Below are 21940 nucleotides of genomic sequence, written 5' to 3'. Positions count from 1 at the left end.
GTCATTTCCTCTCAGCGGGTTTCGGTTTCGGCTTTTCAGCCGGTTGGTCCTCGGGTTCGGACCTGGGCTCGGGCGGGGTCGCGCTGAGCTTGCCGGTCTTCGGATCGCGCCAGTGGCGCCCACCGGATGAGGGGCGTTCGGTCATGTCAGGTCTCCTGTCAGAAATCGGGCGGTGGCCCAGGTGGTGACGTAAATGCTGACACCCTTGGTGATCGGGCTGCTTTCGCCGCCGACAAGCTCGCAGGGGTCGGTCGCGCCGGGCGGCGTCCAGCCGGCGAGCAGGGTTTCCAGATCCCCCTTGAGTTCGTCGAAGCGGAGCGCGCGCTCTTGTCCCATCGGCCCGGAATAGTCGCGCAAGACAATGCCCACGGCGAACTGGACCTCGACACGTTGGCGGTGGCCACCGGTCGCCAATTGCTGCGGACCGCCGCGTTCGCGCCAGGGCATCAGGATGGCCGAGCTGCTCTCGACCTGGCCGGCGCGGGAAACCAGCGCGTCGATATCCTCGGCGATCTCCACGCCCGCCCATGTGGGCAGTCCGGTCTTTAGGTGGTTCAGGATCGCGGCCAGCATCACCAACCCCTCAGGCGGGCGGGCGTGAACACCTGGTCGGGATGCTCGGCGAGCACGGTGCCGGAAGACGGTGCCGCCTGTTCCTCGCCTGCCGGGATCGGCAGGACCATCAGGCCGCGCGCCACGTCCTTCAGGGCCGCGATTGCATCCTTGTAATCCTGCTCCACGTGTTCCGGTGCACCGTGGCGGTGCAGGGTGTAGCGGGCGATCGACACGGTCCAGGTCAGGACCAGGTCGGGCACCGATGGCAGGGGCAGGGAATAGCGGGAGCCAACGTAACCGTCGATCGTGCTGGTTGCGTCCGCCAGGGCCGCCGCGATCACATCCGGATCGGCGGTGCCATCGCGGTCGTGGTCGGCGATCTGCAGGATCTCGGTTTCGCCCGAACGTTCGATCAGGTCTGTGAGGGTGGCGTAGCTCATTCTTTCGCGAGCCTCTCGCGCAGAACATACCCCTCAAGCGGCCAAAGCTGACGCAGTGCATCGTCGTAGGCGAACTTTCGGCCCGCTTCCGCGTCGAAGTTCTGAGGGTCAGCCGGAGCTGACTTGCCAACCAGCGACCAGCCATTTCGCAGAAGCAGTACGCAGATCGTCAGGTGCGGCGCGGATCGGGAGCTGATGTACTCCTCCGAGGCCACTTTGGCTTTCAGGTCCGCGAGCGTCACACGGTCGGCAGTCTTCTGAACCGAGGCTGCCAGTTCGTCACCGGTTTGAAGAGAGGATTTCATCACAACGATCCTAACGTCTTGATCGGGTTTGCCCGGGCCGGCACATGGCCGCCCCGGACGGGGAAGAGCTGCTGCCTAGCTCTTCTTGCCGCCGCGCGACCGGCCGGGCTTTGCGGCCTTCTCAGGCGCGGGCGCGGCGGGGGTGTCTCCCGTCTCCTCCGGGTCGGGGGATGGCTCGGAGTGGGTCGGGGGCTTGGCCTCTGCCGGTGTCGTGACCGGCTGCGGCTGCGCGGCCTGGATGGCGGCGAGCTGGTCCTGCAGTTCGCTCACGCGGCCCTGCAGCAGGTCGCGTTGCGCCTCGGCCTCGATGGCACGGGCCAGCGCGGCGTCTCGCTCGGCCTCGACTGAGCCCGTCAGCGTGCCATCAGAGGTGATGAGCTCGACCGGATCGGATGTGGCGATCAAACCCGTGTCCGACAGGAGACCGATGTCCCGCACCTGGGCCAGTTCCGTGTCGTCGAGCGAAACCACATCGCCGGGTTTTTTCCAGACCCCGCCCACCTTGGCCGGTCCCGTCAGTCGCACTTCGGTCTTTTCCATGGTCTTTCCCTTCGGGTTGGTGGTTGCGGGGGCAGGATTTGCACCTGCGACCTCCTGGTTATGAGCCAGGCGAGATACTGCTTCTCCACCCCGCAAAAAGGTGGGCGGCCTTAGGCTGCCGCGCCGCCTGCGTTCTGGAACAGGAACCCGCCCTCGGCGCCGGTCAGGTAGGTCCGGCGCTCGGCCTTGGTCGGATAGACCCAGCTGTCGTTGGACCGTTCGGCATAGGGCACCTCGACCTGCGGATAGCCGTTCAGCTCGTAGGTGTAGCCATAGGCGGGAACCTGGTAGTTGTTCCCGGCCTCGGGCACATAGGCCAGCACCGCGTCATCGCCCCAGACATCGGTGGCAAGCACGGTATCGTCCGCCGTTTCGGGCAGGTAGACGGCCTTGCCGACGATCACCCGTTTGACGTCGAAGAACGCGGCCAGCATCTCGGTGGTGATGCTTTCCTTCGAGGTGTACTTGATGGTCGCTGCGGTGAAGCGGCGAAACACATAGTCCGACCGCGCCTTGCGGCGCAGCTCTTCGTTACTGCGCGGTGCCACTCAGCCCTCCTGCGACAATGAACGCCAGAACGGCAGCGATCAGGCCGCCCCAAAGCAGCCGGTTGATCCAGGTGACACCCGACTTGATGTCATCGAGCTTCTCGGTCGTCAGCTTACGCCATTCCGAATTCGAGGCCTCCGAGAGCTCGAGCTGGTGGAGGCGGTGCGAATGCGCATCCAGGCGCTGGTGCGCCCGGACGATTTCAGCGGCATGGTGGCCTGACATATCGGTCATCACTGTCCTCTAGCCGTTCACATGTCCGACCCTGGAGGCGGAGCAGCCACGAGAGCAAAGCCGTCGCCGGTTGCAATTACGCAGCTCACCAGGTTGGCGTTCGTTACCAGCAAGGTCCAGGTGCCGGTTTCGTCTGACGCGAAAAGCTCGATGATCGCACCGCGCGGATCGAGGCCGAGCATGCGGGGCGTCTCGGAGTAACGCTCCGCCAGGAACGCAACCGCCCGCTCCCTGGGCGCACAGTTCTGCGCGTTTGCCCCGCTCGCGAAAACCAAGATGGCAAACAGGGTGGCGAAAAGACGGACCATCAGCCGATCTTCCGGTCGGCCACTTTGCGGCCGTAGATGGCAACCAGGCCGCCCACCGCGCTCACGATCCCGGTCAGCAGTTGGTGGATCTCCATCACATCGGCGCCGGTCACCACCACGTTGCCGATGGCGACCCCGCCACCGACCACGGCCGCGATACCGCCCCAGACGGTTTTCGACAGAAAAAGGGATTTCGTACCGTTCATGGTTCTCTCCGTTCAGGACTTGGCCTTGAGCCAGGCAGGCACCGAGAAGCCCGGACACCCTTTGGCGGCGTATTGGTTGTGGCCCGAGATGCGTTCGATCGGCGTGCGGCCGGAAATCTCCCCGATCAGGCGGCGCAAGGCCCGGTCCTGCATCGGCGTGAAATGATCGGAAAACCGGTCGTTCGCGCCGGCGCCGTGCCCGCCGATCAGGCAGATATGGATGACGCCCGCATTGTGACCCGCTACACCGGCCCCGATCGCGGTTTCGGCGCGGCCGGGCAGCACCAGGCCAGACCGGCCGATCAGCCAGTGATAGCCAATGTCCCGCCAAGGCGGGTGCCGGTCCTCAACATGCCAGCGGCGGATTTCCTCGCGCTGCGCTGCAAAGCCCGCCTCCTGCATCCAGCTGGGCCGGGTCTCTTCGTGATAGCGTTCGAGTTCGCGGTGGAAATAGGTGTTGGTGAATATCTCCACCTCGGCGCGGCGCACCGTGCGGATTTCGTAAGGCCGGAACAGGTCGTCAGCCTCGTCACGGTCAATCGTAACCGGCTCGAACCCTTCGGCCACATGAGCAGCCCAACACTCGTTCGGCGTCATATGACGTTTCTTGCCGGTTTCAGGGTCAAGGAACTTGGGAAGGCCGCGATGGGGGCGATCATTGTACTCGGCCACCATGGCGTCACACATGCCGACAAAATCCTGCCAGTCAGGCAGCAACCTGGACTGCCCGAACTCCTTCAGGTCGCGGCGGGTAAGCTTGTGGACCTTCTGCCCCGCCTCCATGTCCATGTCGGGGCCGATATAGGTGGGCAGACGCTTGGCCAGCACGTTCCAGACCGTGGCGTTGGGGCGTTCGATCCGGCCTTTGGCCTGTGAGCCATAGGGCGCCGCATGCATCTTGGTGATCCCGAGCCGCCCCATCAGACCGCTGACATCGGCATCCATCGCCTGGTTACGATAGCCAGGGCCACGGTCAACGTAGAAGATCGCGCATATGCCATTGTCCATGCAGGACCGCCGCAGCGCCTCGGCCACCGTGATCTGGTTCTCCGAGCGCGCCAACGATATGCTGACGATCTTGCGGGTCACGACATCGATCACCGTGGTGATCTCGGGCCGGATCGCGCGCCCGGTCACCGGATCCGCGATCTCGGCGTCGAATGTCTTGCCGTCGGCCGAGTAGATCGTGGTGGGCCACATGCCCTCGGTCGTACGCGTCACGTAAGCCATGCGTGAGCGCAGGGTCAGGAGCCCCTCGCGGCCCACATGCTTTTCGATATTGTTGAGCCTGTTGCGCAGGATGTATTGCACCTGGGACAGGGTCAGGCGCTTCTCGTGGGGCGGGTTGGTCTTGAGATACTCCCCCAATGCGTCCGAGGCCGAGGGCTTCGAGCCGATCGCGTAAAATTTCAGGAAATCGGCAAAGCCCGGATGAATGGGCGCCTGCGTTTTGGGCGGCGTCGGGGCGAGCGCGATCACCCCGTCCTCCGAGCGCGTCTTGAACCAGGCGTAAAGCGTGCTGCGCTTGATCGCGACGGCCGTCTTGCGGTCATTGGCCAGTTGAAGCCGGGCGGGGTCCAGCTGGAACCCGGCGGGCGCCGTTAGGACCAGCGGACGGGCAAGGCTTTCAGCCTCCCGATCCGTCAGGAATGCGCCGCCATCGCGCCGCGCTTCGATTTCCTGACGGTCTGCCCATTCCTCTTGGGCGTCCAGAAGCCGCGCGATGCCCCAGGCGCGGGTCTGGTTGTTGGCGATCGCGTAGCCTTCGATCGACGTCAGGATCTCGGCGCGCGCCTCCATCACGGCCCGCGCCCGCGCGGGTAGGGCATGGCTGCGCAGGGCGTCGATCCGGGCCTTGTCCGCCAACGCCTGGGCTGTATGCCGCGAAATCGCCGCTGACCGGACGATCTGGCCGTCCAAGGCATCGCGCAGGCTGCCCGGCAACAGGGTGAAGTGATACTCAAGCCCACCGCCGCGCCCGGGGCGTTTCCGGCAGAGGGTGTCCGGCAGATCGTTCCAGCCTTCCCGGATCGCATAGTCACGAACCCTGCGCTCGGTATGCGGAAAGGTTGAAATGCCGCGCGATTTGGCGAGTTCGGCCAGCTCCCGCGCGCTCAGAAACTCTCGGCCGGAAGCGCCCGTCATTCCAGCCTCCCCTGCCGCTTGAGCGCGGCCATGACCCGCTCTTCGTTCTCGAGGATCAGCCGGTCGAACACCGGGTCGGGCAGCGTGCCCACCTGCTTGCGAAGCTGGGCCAACTGTTTCTCGACCGGGTCGGGCACAACGCCGCCCTCAAGCGCCTGCAAGGCCCCCGCGACATTGGTCACATCCTCCTCGCCCAGGATCAGGTCCAGCACCTGGGCCTGGCGGCGGCTGCTGAGATCGGAGAGCGCTTTCAGCTCGGTCTGTTTGCGCGCCAGCGGGGTGCCGACCAGGCGGTCGCGTGCCATCGGGCAAAGACGCATCCAGATCTGGACCGCAAGCTCGATGCTGCGCTTGGACAGGCCGATTTTTTCGGCATTGGCACGGGCAAATCCGAAGATTTCCTGAGGTTCCAGACCAGAACGCAAAGTTTGCGTTCTGGTTTTCGCCTCTTCGCTCCGCGTGTCGCCCCCGTTTTCTTTTGCAAAGTGGAAAAGGTCTCGGCGATGTTCGGCAGGGACTTCCGGCGGATGTCTGTTAATTGTGATCGCATCCTCCAACCATTCCCCGTCAGCGGTGATACCCTGATTGCTCCGTCCCAATTCCGTCTTTTCCAAGTGGAAAACGGCGGCTTTGAAAGCGCGATTAGAGCGGTCGCTTTCAAACAAGTGACATCGACGTATCTGTCGATCCGCAAAGCGCAACGGGGGCAATCCGGATCGGGAAAGGCTGGGTTCGCGCCTGAATAACCGCAATTATGGATCTCCGAAGTCCTAGTAAGTCGCGCTCCGAACATATAGCGTTCCCGCCGCCCGAAGCCTGAAACCGCACGGAACCTTGGAGGGGCGGCAATAGGCGAGCAGCACTATGGATGTCTGCGCTCTGTCTAGCACGTGCTGACATGTCACATGATGCAAAGGGAGTAGCCACATGTCATTGAGCCCGACAACCAAAATGCTTGCCCGAGCCATTGATAGATCCGATCTCGGACTCACCGAAATTGCGGGTAGATGCGGATTTCGACTGCCTGCCACCCTCCTCGAGATCGCACAAGGCGATATGCAGGTTCCCCTCGATCGAATCCCCGATCTTGCCCGCACACTGCAGATGGATGAACGACAGTTTCTGGTGCTTGCGATCCAGGAATATCATCCCGGTGTCTTCGAGGTCCTGGTAGAGACATTGGGCATTCATATGGAGGATGCGGAGTTTGGCGTGATAGCCATGTTCCGCATCGCCAATATCCGCGGCCAGATCTCGATCGAAGAACCTTTCAGGAAAGCTTTGGAGGGCATGCTTGACCTGTCCAGGCTGGCAAGGAGGTGACGTTTATGTTGGGCCCCCATCACAATCTCTAAGCGGTGTGCTCGCAGTGGGAACCGCCATTTCCAGAAGACTTTCGAAGGCTCTCCCAAAGGGTCCGGTGACTTCAATTTCTCCGCGCAAAGCCGCCCTACGATAGATCCCGAGCATGGCTATTTCCGCATCGGAGAGCGGTAGGCCGAGAACGTCGACAAGGACTTCGTGCACATTCGGGTGATATTCCTTGATTGCTTTAAGCAGAAATTCCTGCTGGTCCAGACCCAGCGCAGCGGATAGGGCGGGAACGCGATCCAACGGAACCCTTGTTTCGCCCGACTTCAACATTGAAATGATGTTCGGGTGATTGAAGCCAACTCGATCGGCGATTTCACGCTGGGTCAGCTCGGAAGCTTCGATAGCTTCGCTCAAGATCCTTGCGACAGGACAACGCCAAACCACAACCCCCAGCGTAGGGTTCTACATATGGCCGTCTCTCCAAGCTGTTTTCGCGCAGAATGGCAGTCATCAGGCCGTACATACTGGATTTTCCACCCGGGTAGCGAACGCGATCCAACGGAACCCTTGTTTCGCCCGACTTCAACATTGAAATGATGTTCGGGTGATTGAAGCCAACTCGATCGGCGATTTCACGCTGGGTCAGCTCGGAAGCTTCGATAGCTTCGCTCAAGATCCTTGCGACAGGACGACACCGTCTGCTTCGCTGAGGTGACTTTCGACGAACGCGCGCAAATGCCTGGCGTAGGCACCGAACCGACGCAGCTGCTTCTCCCCGGCGATCCCGGACCGCCCTTGCGGCTATCGACCCCACTCCCGTCCGGACCGGGGCTAAACCCTGTCGGCCATCTGGCCAGCCTGGCCTTGCAACTGGTCAGGTGGAGGATCTTGCGGCCAGGAGCCCCTCCCGCAGAATATCGAACATTTGATGGATTTCCGCTTCGGAGATGATCAGAGGTGGCGAAAAAACGCACATGTTGACGATGGGGCGCAAGATCAGCCCGCGTTTCTGGCATTCGGCATCGATACTCGCACCAAGCTGGTAATCGCGCTGCAATTCGCCCAGTGCGGCACCGGCCTCGGAGCATTGTACGCAGCCCATCAGCCCCATCCCGCGGGTGTCGGCGACGATGTCGATCTCTGCCAGGTCCTGCAACCGCCCCTGAAAGACAGGTGTCATCCGCCGCACATGATCAAGGATACCTTCGCGTTCGATGATCTCCATACTCTTGAGACCCGCCGCCGCGCTGACCGGGTGACCGGAATAGGTATAGCCGTTGGAAAAGGTCGCCTCCATTCCGGTCACATCGGCGATCAACCGGTCCGATACGATGGCCGCCCCCATTGGCGAGTATCCCGAAGTCAGACCTTTTGCACAGGTGATGATATCCGGTTCGATGTCGAATACATCCTTCGAGGCGAACCAGTGACCCAGCCGTCCGAACGCGGTGACGACTTCGTCCGATATATACAGGACATCGTGGCGGCGGCAGACCTCGAGACAGCGCCTGTGATAGCCTTCGGGCGGGACGATGACACCACCGGAGGCAAGGATCGGTTCGGCGATAAACGCGGCCACCCTGTCGGGACCCAGCGTCTGGATGGCGGTGTCGAGATCGGCGACCTTTTCCTCCAGAAACGCTTCGATCGACTGATCTTCGCGACGATAGAGCGGGTTCACGTTGGGCAGGAAATGGGTCAGGTCGTCCGCCTTGTCCAGCCATAGGCGGTCGCGCTCCTTTCCGCTGACGCTTGCGGCCAGGTAGGTGCTGCCATGATAGGCTTTCTGACGCGAAATGATGATCTTCTTCTCGGGACGCCCCAGCAGATTGTTCCGGAACTGGATGAAGCGGAGCGCGGTATCGACCGCAGTCGAGCCACCGGTGGTGAAAAAGACATGGTTGAGATCACCGGGGGCGCGTCTGGCAATCTCGCGGGCGAACCGGGCCGCAGTCGAATTGGTGTTGCTGAAAGGCGAGAAATAGGCCAGCTGCCGCGCCTGCTCCGCCATCGCCTCGGCCATTTCCGTGCGCCCGTATCCGATCTGTGTGCACCACATGCCACCGGGACCGTCGATCAGCCGGTCGCCCCGGTCGTTGACGACATGAATGCCGCTTGCGCCTTCGACAAGGGTCCGGTCGTTGCGGCCAAGCGTTTCCATCCCTTCCCATGGATGCAGAAAGTGATCGTTGTCCCATTCCCTGGCCTTGGTGTTATCCATGGCGCACCGCCATTTCCGCGCGCGTCATGACAATCGGGAACTCAGCGCGCACCTGGGCGTCGGCTGCCCCGAAATAGTTGGGAAAGTGGCTGTCCAGGATCCGTGTGGCCTTTTCCCGTGCCCGTTCCAGCAAGTCGGTCTTGCCCTCGTTTTCCCACGTGTCGGTGCGTTCACGGTCCATCAGTTGCGGATAGACGAACTCGCTGTTCATATAGGACAGCGTGTGCGGATTGCCCAGGAAATGGCCAGGGTCGATGGCGCATTTGTGGATCACATCCACGGCCATGGTTTCGTCCGAAACCTCTATCCCGCGCAGGGTTCGCAGGATCATGCCGCCGGCCTCGTCGTCGATGACCATGCTTTCGAAACTGCATCCCATCAGGCTGCCGATCATGCCGCCGAACTCGCACAGCCGGTTGGCACCCGCATGGGCGGCAAGCGAAAAGGTCAGCGCCTTTTCCAACCCGTATTGCGCATCGGGCACCTTGGCGTCGGTCATGCCTGCGCCCACGGAAGTGGGCAGGCCATAGAAATTGCCCATCTGTACCGCGGCGGCCCCGATCAGCGCCTGTTCGCCGCTGCCCCCGGTGAACGAGCCGCTGCGCAGATCGGTGATAAAGGGCCAGGCGGCAAAGCAGACCGGGCAGCCGGGGGTGATCAGGTTGACGATTGCCACGCAAGCGAGGGTCTCGGCCACGGTCTGCACCAGCGTCCCGGCCAGCGTGGCGGGGGCGGTGGCCCCGGCCTGCGGCGGCACCGCCAGATCGACGGTCAGGCCCAGTTTGGCGGTGTCGATCAGAAGCTCCATGTTCTCGCGCCCGATCCGCAGGGGCGAAACCATCGGGCAGCCGCCAAAGATCACGCTGGGCTTTTTCATGAAACTGCCTTCGCCGCCCGAGGCCAGGTCGAACATGCGGATCGCGTGCGGGATGTGGCTGCGGTCGCGAAAGGTCAGGCAGGCGGGTTTCTGGCTGCCCGCCAGCATCGCGTAGACGGTGTTCATGTCATGGGCGAAATCGTCCGTCACATCGGTGGCCAGAACCGTATCGCCCAGCATGTGGATGTTTTCCAGTTGATCCACCAGCCGGGTGAAATCGTAGACGTCGCGCAGGGTCGAGGGGCGATAGGACCTCGTTTCGTAGTCGAAGGTGGTGACCGCCGTGCCCGAATTGGCGAAATAGACGCTTTCGGCGCTGCAGTGCATGTCATCCTTGCCCTCACGCTCACCTCGGGCAAAAACATAAAACTCCTTTGCCGCGACAGAGAGCAGGTCCTCCATCAACGCGCGGGGAAAGCACAGGCGGCCATGTTCGTTCAGCACCGCGCCCTTGGGCAGGACAAGATCCAGCAATTCGGGAAAGTGATCGGACACGCCGGTGCGTTCCAGCACGGTCAGCGCGGCAGCGTGAATGTTTTCCATGTCGCGCTGGCTGAGCGGTTTGTACCGTCCGCCCTGCATCCCGCCATGAACCGCCTCGTTACCGGTGGTCGCCTGCTGCACCGCGATCCGCGCGGCACGTCCGCCGCCACCCCGCCGACGGGGTTTTGTGGGTGTCTCAACCATTTGCTGCCTTCCTGAATTCGGGGTCCGGCCCGATCATGCGTAGATAGAAGTTGTAGAAATCGCCCACCCAGCCTTCCATTTCGCTCAACGGGCCGGGCTGGAAATAGGCCGAGTTCACGCCGGCCTGATTGTGCCGGATGATGCGCTCGTCATCCTGAGAAGTGACATGCCAGAGCCAGGTGAGCGCTTCGCGGTCATAGTCGCGCCCTTCTTCAGCGTCGGCATGGACCATCCAGACCACCTCGATGTCGGTCTGCTGCACGTCGCGGGGCAGGAACCGGTAGCCGACCAGGTGATCGGAATAGACCAGGAACCAGTTGAGTGGCCCGATCCCCATGTCGGTGGCACCGCCGTCATACCCTTTGAGGTCACCCAGAAGCGGTGCCAGGGGCGCGCCATCGCGACTGCCGGTATCGTAGCCGGGATAGAGCGGATAGCGGCGCAGATAGGCGCCGGTGAACGGCGTCGGAGCGGCCGCCCCGGTCAGGTCCAGCATCTCGGAGGACAGCCCCGCCGCCGCCGCGCGTGCAGCCAGGGGACCCACGAGCTCGGCCATTTCCTTGGGCGATTTCAGGCTGTGCGAGCGAGAATACTCCTGATGTGCCGGGCCGCAATGATAGCATTCCAGATAGTTCTCGACCGCCAGCTTCCAGTTGGCGGGCACCGGATAGCTGGCCTTGTGCGCCACCTTCAGACGGTCCAGCCCATAGGGCGCGGTCAGCGGGGCCAGTTGCGCCAGCGTCGGCTCCAGTGCCGGTGTGTCCGCGTCGCAGCAGACAAAGATCAGTCCCTGGAACAGCGTCACCCGGACCGGGAACAGCCCCCAGCGCGAGGGGTCGAAATCCGGCCCCATAGCCCGGCCCGCGCGCAACTCGCCTGTCAACTCAAAGGTCCACGCATGATAGGGGCAGGCAAAGACGCGCGCCGTTCCCTCAGCCTCTGTACAGATGCGCGAGCCGCGATGCCGGCAGATATTCAGATGTGCGCGCACCCCGCCGTCGCGGTCGCGCACGATGATGATCGATTCCGACCCGTAATCGAGCAAGACATAATCCCCAGCCTCGGGGATCTGGCTTTCGTGCCCGGCCCAGAGCCAGTTCCGGTTCCAGACCCGCGCGATATCGTGATCATAGATCGCTTGCGAGGTGTAAAACCCGCGCGGCATGGCCAGTCCGGGGTGGTATTCGGCAATCAGCGCGTCGAGTTCGGGGGGGCGTCCGGTCATGTCACGACTCCTCTCGCAGGTCGATGATTTCACGGCGGAACCAATCCTTGTCGGCATCCTGTCTCGGGCGTTCGAAATCACGGGCGGCGCGATGGCCGGAGAACACCGCATCGACGATCAGGCCCGGCTGCGCGGCATCCCCGATCAGCTCGAGCGTGGTCAGGTTCAGCGGCTTCAGGCTGGCGTGCAGGGTGGTCTCGCGGATGCGCTCGGTCACCAGCACCGCAGACTCGCAGACCACCGGTAGCTGTCGCCCGGTAAAGGCGCAGGCCAGGGTGGCATTGCCTGTGCCAAGCGCCGCAAGCGTCTGGTTGCAGCGGATGTCCACGCCCAGGTCGATCAGCCGGGCCTGAATGCGATGCTGTTCCAGAGTGTTCACGGTGAAGCTGGAAACCAGGCTCTCGGGCGTGGCAAAGATCACCTCCAGACCGGCCAAGGCCAGCTTCTCGGCAATCACGCCCGCCAGATAGACATTGTCGTCATCATAGACCAGGACCGGGCCCACAGGGGGCATCTGGCCCGACAGGATGTCGTCGGGTGTCAGGATGGTTGCGCCCGCTGCGATATCTGGCGCGTGGCGTTGGGTGTTGCGGCCGATGCCGTCGCGGCGCCAATGGGCGCCGGTCGCCACAAACACGTTGCCGATGCCCAGTTCGGCGACCTGCGCCGCATCCAGCGCGCTGTTGGTGAACATACGCACATTGGCGCGCCGGTTCAGGTCGTTCAGGCGGTAGTCCATCACCCGGCCCCAGGCCGACAGCCCCGGCAGGCGGCTTTCACGGGCCACGCGCCCGCCGAATTCGGACGATGCCTCGGCCAGTGTCACCTCATAGCCGCGCCGGGCCATCTGCATGGCGCATTCCAGCCCGGCCGGGCCACCGCCGATCACCAGAACCTCGTTCTGCTTGCCCTTCGAGGTGATGACCTCGGGGTGCCAGCCGCGGCGCCATTCCTCGCCCATGGTCGGGTTCTGGGTGCAGCGGATCGGAATGCCCAGATTGTCCGAGGCGACGCAGATATTGCAGCCAATGCATTCGCGGATCTCGTCGATGCGGCCTTCGCGGATCTTGGTCGGCAGGAACGGGTCGGCGATCGAGGGCCGCGCCGCGCCGATCAGGTCCACGATCCCCTTTCTGACCATCGACACCATAAGGTCGGGCGAGGTCAGCCGGCCCACGCCCACGACGGGCTTGCCGGTCACCTGCTTGACAAAGGCAAGGGCGTCGTTCTGGTATCCGTCCTGCGGCTGAAACCGGGTGGTGATGCTGTCATTGTCCCAGCCCGAGACATTGACGTCCCACAGGTCGGGCAGATCGGCCAGCAACTCGACCACGGCGCGGCCCTCTTCGGCGGCCTGCATGCCGTCGGGTCCCTGCATCTCGTCAATGGCGAAACGGAAGGCCACGGCGCAGGTGTCGCCCACCGCCTCGCGCGTGTCCTCCAGCAACTCGCGGGCAAGCCGCACGCGGTTTTCCAGCGACCCGCCATATTCGTCGCTGCGGGTGTTCATATGCGGCAGCATGAAATGCTGGGCGATCGACATGGAATGTCCGGCATAGACATAGATGATGTCGGCACCGGCCTGTTTGGCACGCAAGGCCGCGTCCCGGTGCCAGCGGCGCAGCTCGCGGATATCGGTCTTGTCCATGGCGCGGGCGTGTTTCGGCATCGCCAGATCGGCGCTCATCTCGGAGGGGGCCAGGATCGGCGCGCGGCTCAGGTGGTTGACGGCATGGTTGCCGTTATGCACCAGCTGGATCGCGGCCAGCGCCCCGTGTTCATGCACGGCGTCCGTCATCAGCCGCAAAGCTGGAATGTCACGGTCATCCCAAAGCCGCCCCTCGGGAAAGGGCGAAAGATCCGAGGTGGGATGAATCTCGGTTTCCTGGTTCGAAACCACCGCCCAGCCGCCAGCGGCCTTTATCCCTCGCACACCGGCGTCGGCGCGCGGACGCAGATGACCCAGCCCGGTGCAATGCGGTACCTGAAAGAACCGGTTGCGGGCTGTTACCGGGCCGATCTTAACCGGTTCAAAAAGCAAAGCGTATGGGTTCGCGTCGGACATGTCGCGCGTGTTCCTATCCGTCGGGGCCAGGGGCGCAGAGGCGCCCCCGGCGAAATGAGTGAATTAGAAGCCGGCCTTGATCCGCTCGAACTCGGCCAGCATTTTGGCCTCGAGTTCCGGCGTCACCGCGTCAAAGAACAGGCTGCCTTCGAAGAAGCTTTTAGGATCGGAGAACCCGTAGGCCTCGATGTTGGCCTGATCGGCCATCTCGAACGCCTTGGCGTTGGAATGCGGATACCCCCAGTTGTCGATGATGTACTGACCGCTGACAGGATCGGTGAGCGCGTTGAGCAGGTCATAGACCTGTTCGTCCGGCGTGGTCGAGGATTTCAGATGCACATAGCCACAGACCCAGGTGGCGATACCCTTGTCGACGTCCCGCATCATCGCGGCGGGCACTTCGTTCCAGATCAGGTTCAGCTCGGACTGGTTCCAGGCCCAGCCCATTTCGATCTCGCCGCTGGTCATCGCCTGGTCCAGCTGGCCCGCATCCGACCAGTAGAACCGCATGTTGGGATGAATCGCGCGCAGGAAATCCGACGCTTCCTTGAACTGTTCGTCGCTCAGATTGGTGTAATCGGCGCCGTTGCCGGTGGCCAGCGAGGCCAGCGCATAGGCCGACGAGGCCGCATCGGGAATGGCGATCTTGCCCGCATAGGCGGGATCGGCCAGCAGTTGAAGCGAGACCGCGTCGGCAGCGATCTTGTCGGTGCGATAGATCAGGCCGGTATTGCCCCATTCGAAGGGCAGCATGTAGAGCTTGCCATCCAGAACGATGCCGTCGACCTCCTTGATCTCGGGCAGCATATCGGCCCAGTTGGTCAGCTTGCTTTCATCCAGCGGCTTGATCAGGTCGGCCGCCACCCATTTGCGTACCGCGTCCGAGCAGGGATGGGCGAGATCGGCGGTAAAGCCCGACATCAGCTTGGTAAAGGCCTCTTCCTGACTGCCGAAATAGGAATAGCTGGGCGCTTCGTCCCCGTATTTCGCCATGTAGCTGGCAAAGAAGCCGGGGTCCTCGTATCCCGACCAGTCGAACACGGTCAGATCGGCGCCGCCCGCGCCGGCACTTGCCGTGCTGATCGCCATCGCGCTTGCGAAGGCCGCAATTCCCTGAAGTTTCATGTTATCCTCCCTTTGGCGTTATTCGGTGGCCTTGCCGAGGTCGATCACGCTGGCGGGCAACAGCCCCAGCCAGACCGTGTCGCCGCGACTGAAATCGACCGTGTGGAAATAGTTGGGGACCGAAACCGCGATCGGCGTTTCGAGACCTGCAACCTGAACGTGGTAATGGATGTTTTCGCCGTAAAAGGCGACATTGCTGACCTTGCCCTGCACGGCGGTTGGGTAATCCGAGGGCCTCTCCGCCTTGATCTCGAGCTGTTCGGGACGGATGCCGACGATCATCCGCCTGGCGTGGCTTGGAACGTTCGGATTTCGGTCGATTTGCATCCGGCCAAACGCGGCGGCGTCGATCGAAAGCGTATCGTCGGTCTCGTCAAGCAGGTCGGCGGCGATGATATTCATCTCGCCGATGAAACTGGCGACCTGCCGGTCACAGGGGCGCGCATAGAGCGTGGCCGGCGTGTCGACCTGCTTGAGCCGCCCGTTGAACATGACACCGATCCGGTCGGACATGGTCATCGCCTCGTACTGGTCATGGGTGACCATGACAAAGGTGATGCCCAGCGATTGTTGCAGGTTGCGCATCTCGAACTGCATCTGTTCGCGCAGCTTCTTGTCCAGCGCCGAAAGCGGTTCGTCCAGCAGCAGCACCTTTGGCCGCATGATCAGGGCGCGCGCCAGCGCCACCCGTTGCCGCTGTCCGCCCGACAGCTCGCTGGCGCCGCGGTTCTGAAGGCCGCCAAGCTGGACCATCTCCAGCGCCTCGGTCACGCGCTGGTCGATCTCGGCGCGGGGCACGCGACCGCGCAGCCCATAGGCGACGTTGTTGCCGACATTGAGATGCGGGAAGATCGCGTAGCTTTGAAAGACCATGTTGGTCGGCCGGTTGTTCGCCGGTACCCCCGCCATGTTCTGGCCATCGATCGTCACGCTGCCCGCAGTCGGCTCCTGAAACCCTGCGATCATCCGCAAGACCGTGGTCTTGCCGCATCCCGACGGACCGAGCAGCGAGAAGAATTCGCCCTGCCTGAGGTCCAGATTGATGCTTTCGGCGGCCACGAAGTTGCCATAGCGTTTCTCGACATCCCGGAGCTCTATGATGTTTCTCTGTGTCATCTGACCTCGCGGGCGGAAGAGCGTCGGCGGAAATACTCGGCCAGCACCAGCAGCAGGACCGAGGTGAGCAAGAGGATGGAGCCCAGCGCCAGCACGTTGGGCAGCTTGGCGGGAAAGCGGATCTGGCTCCAGATATAGACCGGCAGAGTGGGTTGGTTGCCGGAGAGAAAGAACGCGAGCACGAATTCATCGAAGCTGACCGTGAAGGTGACCAGCATGCTGGCCACGATGCCCGGGGCGACGACTGGCAATGTCACCCGCCGGAAGGTTTCGAACACGCCGACACCCAGGTCATACGAGGCTTCTTCCAGCGAGGCATCGAAATCGTCAAAGGCGGATTTCAGGATCGAAACCGCAAAGGGCAGCGCCAGGAAGGTATGGCCCAGCGTCACGGTGAACAGCGAGGGTTTGAGGCCGAGAAACAGGAACAGCACCAGCATCGACGAGGCCACGATGATCCCCGGTATGACCAGTGGCAGCATCACCAGCCCCTCGGCAGCGTGTTGCCCCCGGAACCGGTACCGGACAAAGGCCCGCGCCGCGAACAGGCCCATGGCGGTGGACAGGATCGCAACGACGAATCCGACGCCGAGCGAATTCCACAGTGCCTGGATCAGAGTATCCTGTTCGCCCAGTTGCCGGTACCAGTCCAGCGTCCAGCCCTTGATCGGAAAGGCGACGATGGTGCCGCTGTTGAACGAGAACAGGGGCAGGAACAGGACCGGCAGATAGAGAAAGCCCAGATACAAGAAGGCATATGCGGTCAGGGTCGAAGGGCGTCTCATCTGATCCGCCTCCCCAGTGATGTGCCGGCGATGACAAAGACGATGGCGACAAAGCCCACCGACAGCATCGCAATCAGCGACAGCGTCGCACCCAGCGGCCAGTTGTTGGCCGCGCCGAACTGCACCTGAATGAGGTTGGCGATCATCTTGCCATCCGATCCGCCCACCAGCGCCGGGGTGACATAGTCGCCCACGGTCGGGATGAAGATGATCAGGCAGGCGGCAATGATACCCGGCAGGGTCAGGGGCAGTGTCACCCGAAAGAAGCGTTGCGTCGGGCTGTTGCCCAGATCGGTGGCGGCCTCCAGCAGGCTGGGGTCGATCTTTTGCAGGCTGACATAGATCGGCAGGATCGCAAAAGGCGCCCAGGCATGCGCCAGCGTCAGCACCACCGCAAATTCGTTATAGAGCAGAAAGCCCAGCGGTTCGTCGATCAGACCAAGGCCCAGCAGCGCCGAGTTCATCACCCCGTTGAAACCCAGGATCAGCTTCCACGCAAAGACGCGGAGAAGGTAGCTGGACCAGAACGGAATGGTGATGAGTAGAAGCCAGATGGTCTTCTTGCGCGCCTTCATCGCGATGAAATAGGCGATGGGATAGGCCAGTGCCACGGTCACGACCGTGACCGCCCCTGCGATCCAGATCGAACGCAGCATCAGGTGGCGCACCAGCGGATCGGCCAGCGCGTCGCGATAGTTCTGGAGCGTCGGGGTCCGGTCGAGCGTCACATAGGTCTGGGTCCAGAACGAATAGGCGATCAGGATCACCAGCGGCGCGGCCACCAGAAAGCCCACGTAAAGCGTGGCTGGCGCGCTCAGGGCGTATCCGCGGGACGTTTCGCTGCGAAAGATCACCGTGCCTCCCTTGCCGAGTTTTTCTAGCCACAAATGGACGATCGTCCATTAAATGTTGCTCCAGAATGGCCTTTCGTGTCAATATTCCTGTAAGAGGACCCGGAAGTAAGGCCGCAGGTGTATGAATTCATTGGAGAAGGAAGGTGGCGCAGGTGCCAGGAAGCGGGGTGCCAAGCGCGATCCCGAGGCCAACAAGCGGCTTCTGATCGAGGCGACTCTGGACACGATTGCCGATATCGGCATCACCGACACCTCGGTCAGCCGCATCTGTGAACGCTCGGGATTGTCGCGGGGGATGATCCACCTGCATTTCGGTGGCAAGGACAATCTGCTGACGGCGGCGGCCCAGCAATTCAGTGTCGAGTACTATGCCGCGCTGGACCGGATGACCGATCTCGGTCCCGATGCATTGCCCGAAGACCGGGTTATGGCCGTGGTTGCCGCCGACCTGTCCGAGACGCTGCTCAACCCGCGAAGCACCAAGATCTGGCATGCCTTTCGCGGTATTGCCAGCTCTCATCCCGGAATCGCACTCTACAGCAGCACACAGGACAAGAAGCTGGTCGATACGTTGCGAAGGGCCTTTGGCGACCTCTCTATACGTACCGGGCAGGATGCCGCTCTGGCCGATGATGCCACCAGCGGCACACTCGCCCTGCTCGAGGGGATGTGGGTAAACTACCTGACCGACATGCAGGGATTCTCGCGCGAGGGAGCGGCGGCGCTGGTGCGGCGGTTCCTCGCCGGTCTCTATCCGGGATGCTTCGACACGGGCCGGGGGCAAGCGGGCTGACGGCCGCTGATCCCGCGCATGGTCAAAGCTCGCGATGGCGCCTCAATCGCGGATCTCGTCCGGAGCGACGCCCCAGAGACTGGCCTTGGGCGCCCAGCCGCGATATCCGCCGGCAGAGATACGGCACCAGTCGTCCGTACAGGTTCCCAGCCGCGCCACCACGCCCATCTCGAAATGGGCGGCGACCTGCGAGGCAGGATCGGGACGGGCATAGAGCGGCATCATGTCCTTTTCCACCAGCACCGTACGCACGCCGGACAGCAGCGCGTAATGCACCCAGCCACCGGCGCCGTCGCGGTCCTGGACCTTGCGCCAGTGGCCGTGTTCCGCGGTGATCTGCAACGGCATGTCGCGGCGCTTGAAGACCCAGTCGATCCGATGTGTCAGCGACGGGCCCCGCCGTACATTGCCTTCGTTCGCTTTCATCGAGACAAAGCGGGGAATCGGAAGGTTGGTCACCGCGCCGCGCTTGGCCTCTTCGGCCGTTGCGGTGCCCGGAACCAAAGTTGCGAATATCGAAAAGGCCGCCACCGCGAGGGGGCGCATGAAACTGTTGAAACCTGTCACTGTCTGCCTGCCGGATTGTCTGCCTGCTCAATCGGAAAAAGCCTGCGTCATTTGCGCATGGGGTTCTTGTGCCCCGCTCTCTCCTGCGCCACGATGCCATGGCGCGCACCGAATTGCAAAGCCGTGGGAGAGCTCAAGTGCCAAGAGAACGTCTGAGTGTTGTCGTAACGCGACGGTTGCCCGAGGTGGTGGAAACCCGCCTGAGCGAACTGTTCAATGTCCGCCTGCGGGATGACGACACGCCAATGTCGCGGGACGAGCTGGCCGCGGCCCTGCGCGAGGCCGATGTGCTGGTGCCGACGCTGAACGACCGCATCGACGCGGGCCTGCTGGCGCAGGCGGGCGAGCGGTTGCGGCTGATCGCCAATTATGGGGCCGGGGTCGATCACATTGACGTGGCCACGGCACGTCAGCGCGGCATTCTGGTGTCGAACACGCCCGGCGTGCTGACCGACGACACCGCCGACATGACCATGGCGCTGATTCTCGCCGTCACCCGCCGGATCCCCGAAGGGCTGGCTGTCATGCAAAAGAACGAATGGACCGGCTGGGCGCCCACCGCGCTTTTGGGCGGGCGCGTCGGTGGACGTCGGCTTGGCATTCTTGGCATGGGCCGCATCGGTCAGGCGGTGGCCCGTCGCGCCAGTGCCTTTGGCATGCAGATCCACTATCACAACCGCCGCCGGCTGCGGCCCGAGGTCGAGGACGCGCTGGAGGCGACCTGGTGGGACAGCCTTGACCAGATGATCGCCCGGATGGACGTGATCTCGGTCAACTGCCCGTCGACACCTTCGACCTTTCACCTGATGAACGCGCGGCGGCTGAAGCTGATGAAACCCTCGGGTGTCATCGTCAACACCTCGCGTGGTGAGGTGATCGACGAGAACGCGCTGACCCGGATGATTCGCGCGGGCGAGATTGCGGGGGCGGGGCTGGACGTCTACGAACACGGCACCCAGGTGAACCCGCGTCTGCGCGAATTGCCCAATGTCGTGCTGTTGCCGCATATGGGCTCGGCCACGCTGGAGGGGCGGATCGAGATGGGCGAGAAGGTGATCATCAATATCAAGACCTTCGCCGACGGTCACCGTCCACCCGATCAGGTGGTGCCCGCGATGCTCTGAGCCGCCAAGGTGGATAGAGCCGAACAGCCTTAGATTGTATCGTCCCCGCATCGCTGTCAGGATGAACGCGGTAACGCGACAGCAGGGAGAGTGACGATGCGAACGGGTATGATGGCGGGCCTCTGGCTTTCGGCGCTGGCGGCAGGGGCCGCACTGGCGCAGCAAGAGGCCGACACGGTGGCGCCCGAAGGCGCGGCAGCAGGTCAGGTCAGGCCGTTCTCTGCCGTGGTCGAGGCCGCGCAGGCGGCCAAGGAGGCAGGACAGCCGGTCGAGGCGCAGAACTGGATGGTTGCCGCCGCCAACCCGCTAGCGGTCATGGCGGGTGGCAATGTGCTGCGCCATGGCGGCACTGCCGCCGATGCCATGGTGGCCGTGCAGACCGTGCTGGGTCTGGTCGAACCGCAAAGCTCGGGGCTCGGCGGCGGCGCATTCCTAGTCTGGTATGACGGTAACACCGGCCAGATGACCACGCTTGACGCCCGCGAAACTGCCCCGCGCGAAGCGACGCCGACGCTGTTTCAGGATGTCGATGGGCAGCCGCTGAAATTCTTTGACGCGGTGGTTGGTGGCCTCTCTGTCGGTACGCCGGGCACGCCCGCCTTGCTGGAAGAGGCGCACCGCCGCTGGGGGCAGGCCAATTGGGGCTCGCTGTTTGGAGATGCGATCTGGCTGGCCGAAAACGGGTTCACCGTCTCGCCGCGCCTTGCCGGTCTGGTCGAGGGGGACGCCGAAAGGCTGGGCCGTTTCCCCGAAACGGCGGCCTATTTCCTGCCCGGCGGCGAGGCCATCAAGGCCGGTGACACGCTGAAGAACCCGGCCTATGCAGCTACCCTGCGGGCACTGGCCAGCGATGGCGCTTCGGCCTTTTACGGTGGCCCCATCGCCGCCGATATTGTGCGCACCGTGCGCAATGCCGAGGGCAATCCCGGTGTCCTCTCGGGCGCCGATCTGGCGCTTTACCAGGTGATCGAACGTGAACCGGTCTGTGCCAGCTATCGCGCCTACGAGGTTTGCGGCATGGGGCCGCCCTCGTCGGGTGCGCTGACCGTGGGCCAGATCCTGGGTATGCTCGAACCCCACGACCTGGCGGCGCTGGGCGCCGATAACCCCGAAAGCTGGCGGCTCATCGGCGATGCCTCGCGCCTCGCCTTCGCCGACCGGGGCCGCTACATGGCTGACAGCGACTTTGTCCCGATGCCCACCAAGGGGTTGGTCGACCCAGCCTATCTGAAATCGCGCAGCGAGCTGCTCGCCGGCCCCAACGCACTCGAGAGCGCAGACCCCGGCAACCCGGAGTTCGACCATGCCTCGAACTGGGCCGATGACATTTCCATCGAGCTGCCTTCGACCTCGCATATCTCGATCGTGGACCGCTATGGCAACGTCTTGTCGATGACCACCACCATCGAAAACGGCTTCGGCTCGCGGCTGATGACGAACGGGTTCCTGCTCAACAACGAGCTGACCGATTTCTCGTTCAAGACTCATGCCGATGGCGTGCCGATCGCCAACCGGTTGGAGCCGGGCAAGCGCCCGCGTTCCTCGATGGCGCCCACTATCGTCACGCAGGATGGCAAGCCGGTTCTGGCCATCGGCTCGCCCGGCGGTAGCCGCATCATCGGCTATGTCGCCCAGTCGATCATCGCCTGGGCTGATTGGGGCATGAACGTGCAACAGGCGCTGAACGCGCCGCATCTGGTCAACCGCTTCGGCACCTATGATCTGGAAGAAGGCACCGATGCGGCCGCAATGGAAGAGGCGCTGACCGGCCTCGGCTACAAGGTCTCGGTGCGGGCGCTCACTTCGGGCCTGCACGCCATCGAGATCGGTGAAACCCTCAAGGGTGCTGCCGATACCCGCCGCGAAGGCATCGCCATGGGCGAATGAGCCGGTCGGGGTTTGTGG

General features: G+C 63.1%; 25 protein-coding genes and 1 tRNA gene. 4 read left to right on the top strand and 22 right to left on the bottom strand.

Features of this window, described 5'->3' with window-relative positions; translation table 11 throughout:
• Position 1: 1 nt before the first annotated feature.
• From AC2FLM_RS09825 to AC2FLM_RS09770, 12 genes are all read right to left on the bottom strand, one after another.
• Positions 2 to 145: a hypothetical protein gene (locus AC2FLM_RS09825; protein WP_496857568.1), complete on the bottom strand. Its 144-nt coding sequence runs from the start codon at positions 143 to 145 to the stop codon at positions 2 to 4.
• Positions 142 to 573, bottom strand: coding sequence for a phage tail terminator protein (locus tag AC2FLM_RS09820; protein WP_496857566.1), 432 nt, complete (start codon positions 571 to 573; stop codon positions 142 to 144). The genes AC2FLM_RS09825 and AC2FLM_RS09820 overlap by 4 nt, the downstream gene beginning before the upstream one ends.
• The gene (locus AC2FLM_RS09815) at positions 573 to 995 is read right to left on the bottom strand and encodes a gp436 family protein (protein WP_496857564.1); all 423 of its coding nucleotides are present in this window, start codon (positions 993 to 995) and stop codon (positions 573 to 575) included. The genes AC2FLM_RS09820 and AC2FLM_RS09815 overlap by 1 nt, the downstream gene beginning before the upstream one ends.
• Complete coding sequence (locus AC2FLM_RS09810; protein WP_496857562.1) at positions 992 to 1300, bottom strand: Gp49 family protein; 309 nt, start codon at positions 1298 to 1300, stop codon at positions 992 to 994. The genes AC2FLM_RS09815 and AC2FLM_RS09810 overlap by 4 nt, the downstream gene beginning before the upstream one ends.
• Before the next feature lie 75 nt (positions 1301 to 1375).
• Positions 1376 to 1840, bottom strand: a complete 465-nt coding sequence (locus AC2FLM_RS09805) for a hypothetical protein (RefSeq protein WP_496857560.1) — start codon at positions 1838 to 1840, stop codon at positions 1376 to 1378.
• Positions 1841 to 1860: 20 nt separating this feature from the next.
• Positions 1861 to 1935: transfer RNA gene (locus tag AC2FLM_RS09800), tRNA-Met, on the bottom strand.
• Positions 1936 to 1950: 15 nt separating this feature from the next.
• The gene (locus tag AC2FLM_RS09795) at positions 1951 to 2388 is read right to left on the bottom strand and encodes a hypothetical protein (protein WP_496857558.1); all 438 of its coding nucleotides are present in this window, start codon (positions 2386 to 2388) and stop codon (positions 1951 to 1953) included.
• Complete coding sequence (locus AC2FLM_RS09790) at positions 2372 to 2623, bottom strand: hemolysin XhlA family protein (RefSeq protein ID WP_496857556.1); 252 nt, start codon at positions 2621 to 2623, stop codon at positions 2372 to 2374. The genes AC2FLM_RS09795 and AC2FLM_RS09790 overlap by 17 nt, the downstream gene beginning before the upstream one ends.
• Positions 2624 to 2640: 17 nt before the next feature.
• Complete coding sequence (locus AC2FLM_RS09785; RefSeq protein WP_496857554.1) at positions 2641 to 2931, bottom strand: hypothetical protein; 291 nt, start codon at positions 2929 to 2931, stop codon at positions 2641 to 2643.
• Positions 2931 to 3137 (bottom strand): hypothetical protein, encoded by a 207-nt coding sequence (locus AC2FLM_RS09780; RefSeq protein WP_496857552.1) that lies wholly within the window; start codon positions 3135 to 3137, stop codon positions 2931 to 2933. The genes AC2FLM_RS09785 and AC2FLM_RS09780 overlap by 1 nt, the downstream gene beginning before the upstream one ends.
• A gap of 12 nt (positions 3138 to 3149) precedes the next feature.
• Positions 3150 to 5282 (bottom strand): N-acetylmuramoyl-L-alanine amidase, encoded by a 2133-nt coding sequence (locus AC2FLM_RS09775; RefSeq protein WP_496857550.1) that lies wholly within the window; start codon positions 5280 to 5282, stop codon positions 3150 to 3152.
• Complete coding sequence (locus AC2FLM_RS09770; RefSeq protein WP_496857548.1) at positions 5279 to 5707, bottom strand: hypothetical protein; 429 nt, start codon at positions 5705 to 5707, stop codon at positions 5279 to 5281. The genes AC2FLM_RS09775 and AC2FLM_RS09770 overlap by 4 nt, the downstream gene beginning before the upstream one ends.
• A 502-nt stretch (positions 5708 to 6209) precedes the next feature.
• Here AC2FLM_RS09770 and AC2FLM_RS09765 point away from each other — a divergent pair.
• A complete protein-coding gene (locus AC2FLM_RS09765; protein WP_496857546.1) occupies positions 6210 to 6605 on the top strand; it encodes a hypothetical protein in 396 nt (131 codons plus the stop codon).
• Between the two features lie 3 nt (positions 6606 to 6608).
• Here the strand turns inward: AC2FLM_RS09765 and AC2FLM_RS09760 are convergent, their stop codons facing one another.
• The 9 genes from AC2FLM_RS09760 to AC2FLM_RS09720 form a co-directional block, all read right to left on the bottom strand.
• On the bottom strand, positions 6609 to 7010 hold the full coding sequence (locus AC2FLM_RS09760) for a helix-turn-helix domain-containing protein (protein WP_496857544.1): 402 nt from the start codon (positions 7008 to 7010) through the stop codon (positions 6609 to 6611).
• Between the two features lie 460 nt (positions 7011 to 7470).
• Positions 7471 to 8817 carry an aminotransferase gene (locus AC2FLM_RS09755; RefSeq protein WP_496857542.1) on the bottom strand — a complete coding sequence of 449 codons (1347 nt, stop codon included), beginning with the start codon at positions 8815 to 8817 and terminating at the stop codon, positions 7471 to 7473.
• Complete coding sequence (locus AC2FLM_RS09750) at positions 8810 to 10381, bottom strand: trimethylamine methyltransferase family protein (protein WP_496857540.1); 1572 nt, start codon at positions 10379 to 10381, stop codon at positions 8810 to 8812. The genes AC2FLM_RS09755 and AC2FLM_RS09750 overlap by 8 nt, the downstream gene beginning before the upstream one ends.
• Positions 10374 to 11606, bottom strand: a complete 1233-nt coding sequence (locus tag AC2FLM_RS09745) for an aromatic ring-hydroxylating dioxygenase subunit alpha (RefSeq protein WP_234139030.1) — start codon at positions 11604 to 11606, stop codon at positions 10374 to 10376. The genes AC2FLM_RS09750 and AC2FLM_RS09745 overlap by 8 nt, the downstream gene beginning before the upstream one ends.
• A gap of 1 nt (position 11607) precedes the next feature.
• Positions 11608 to 13671 carry an FAD-dependent oxidoreductase gene (locus AC2FLM_RS09740; RefSeq protein WP_496857537.1) on the bottom strand — a complete coding sequence of 688 codons (2064 nt, stop codon included), beginning with the start codon at positions 13669 to 13671 and terminating at the stop codon, positions 11608 to 11610.
• Positions 13672 to 13734: 63 nt separating this feature from the next.
• Positions 13735 to 14796: an ABC transporter substrate-binding protein gene (locus tag AC2FLM_RS09735; protein WP_496857535.1), complete on the bottom strand. Its 1062-nt coding sequence runs from the start codon at positions 14794 to 14796 to the stop codon at positions 13735 to 13737.
• A gap of 18 nt (positions 14797 to 14814) precedes the next feature.
• The gene (locus tag AC2FLM_RS09730; protein ID WP_496857533.1) at positions 14815 to 15912 is read right to left on the bottom strand and encodes an ABC transporter ATP-binding protein; all 1098 of its coding nucleotides are present in this window, start codon (positions 15910 to 15912) and stop codon (positions 14815 to 14817) included.
• A complete protein-coding gene (locus AC2FLM_RS09725; RefSeq protein WP_234142861.1) occupies positions 15909 to 16697 on the bottom strand; it encodes an ABC transporter permease in 789 nt (262 codons plus the stop codon). Before AC2FLM_RS09725 ends, AC2FLM_RS09730 begins: the two co-directional genes overlap by 4 nt.
• Entirely contained in the window at positions 16694 to 17548 is an 855-nt protein-coding gene (locus tag AC2FLM_RS09720) for an ABC transporter permease (protein WP_496858056.1), read from the bottom strand. Before AC2FLM_RS09720 ends, AC2FLM_RS09725 begins: the two co-directional genes overlap by 4 nt.
• Positions 17549 to 17672: 124 nt before the next feature.
• Between AC2FLM_RS09720 and AC2FLM_RS09715 the strand changes: the two genes are divergently transcribed.
• Positions 17673 to 18344: a TetR family transcriptional regulator C-terminal domain-containing protein gene (locus AC2FLM_RS09715; protein WP_234184342.1), complete on the top strand. Its 672-nt coding sequence runs from the start codon at positions 17673 to 17675 to the stop codon at positions 18342 to 18344.
• A gap of 42 nt (positions 18345 to 18386) precedes the next feature.
• Here AC2FLM_RS09715 and AC2FLM_RS09710 read toward each other — a convergent pair whose 3' ends face one another.
• Positions 18387 to 18890, bottom strand: coding sequence for an SH3 domain-containing protein (locus AC2FLM_RS09710; RefSeq protein ID WP_496858054.1), 504 nt, complete (start codon positions 18888 to 18890; stop codon positions 18387 to 18389).
• 158 nt (positions 18891 to 19048) lie between these two features.
• On the opposite strand from AC2FLM_RS09710, the gene AC2FLM_RS09705 reads away from it, so the two are divergent.
• Complete coding sequence (locus AC2FLM_RS09705) at positions 19049 to 20035, top strand: 2-hydroxyacid dehydrogenase (RefSeq protein WP_234137479.1); 987 nt, start codon at positions 19049 to 19051, stop codon at positions 20033 to 20035.
• Positions 20036 to 20131: 96 nt separating this feature from the next.
• A complete protein-coding gene (gene ggt, locus AC2FLM_RS09700) occupies positions 20132 to 21922 on the top strand; it encodes a gamma-glutamyltransferase (RefSeq protein ID WP_496857530.1) in 1791 nt (596 codons plus the stop codon).
• The last annotated feature ends 18 nt before the right edge of the window (positions 21923 to 21940 follow it).

This window comes from Ruegeria sp. SAZD011 (genome assembly GCF_059612545.1).
The sequence above is the reverse complement of the archived record's forward strand: the minus strand, read 5'-3'. Positions and strand labels throughout refer to the sequence as shown.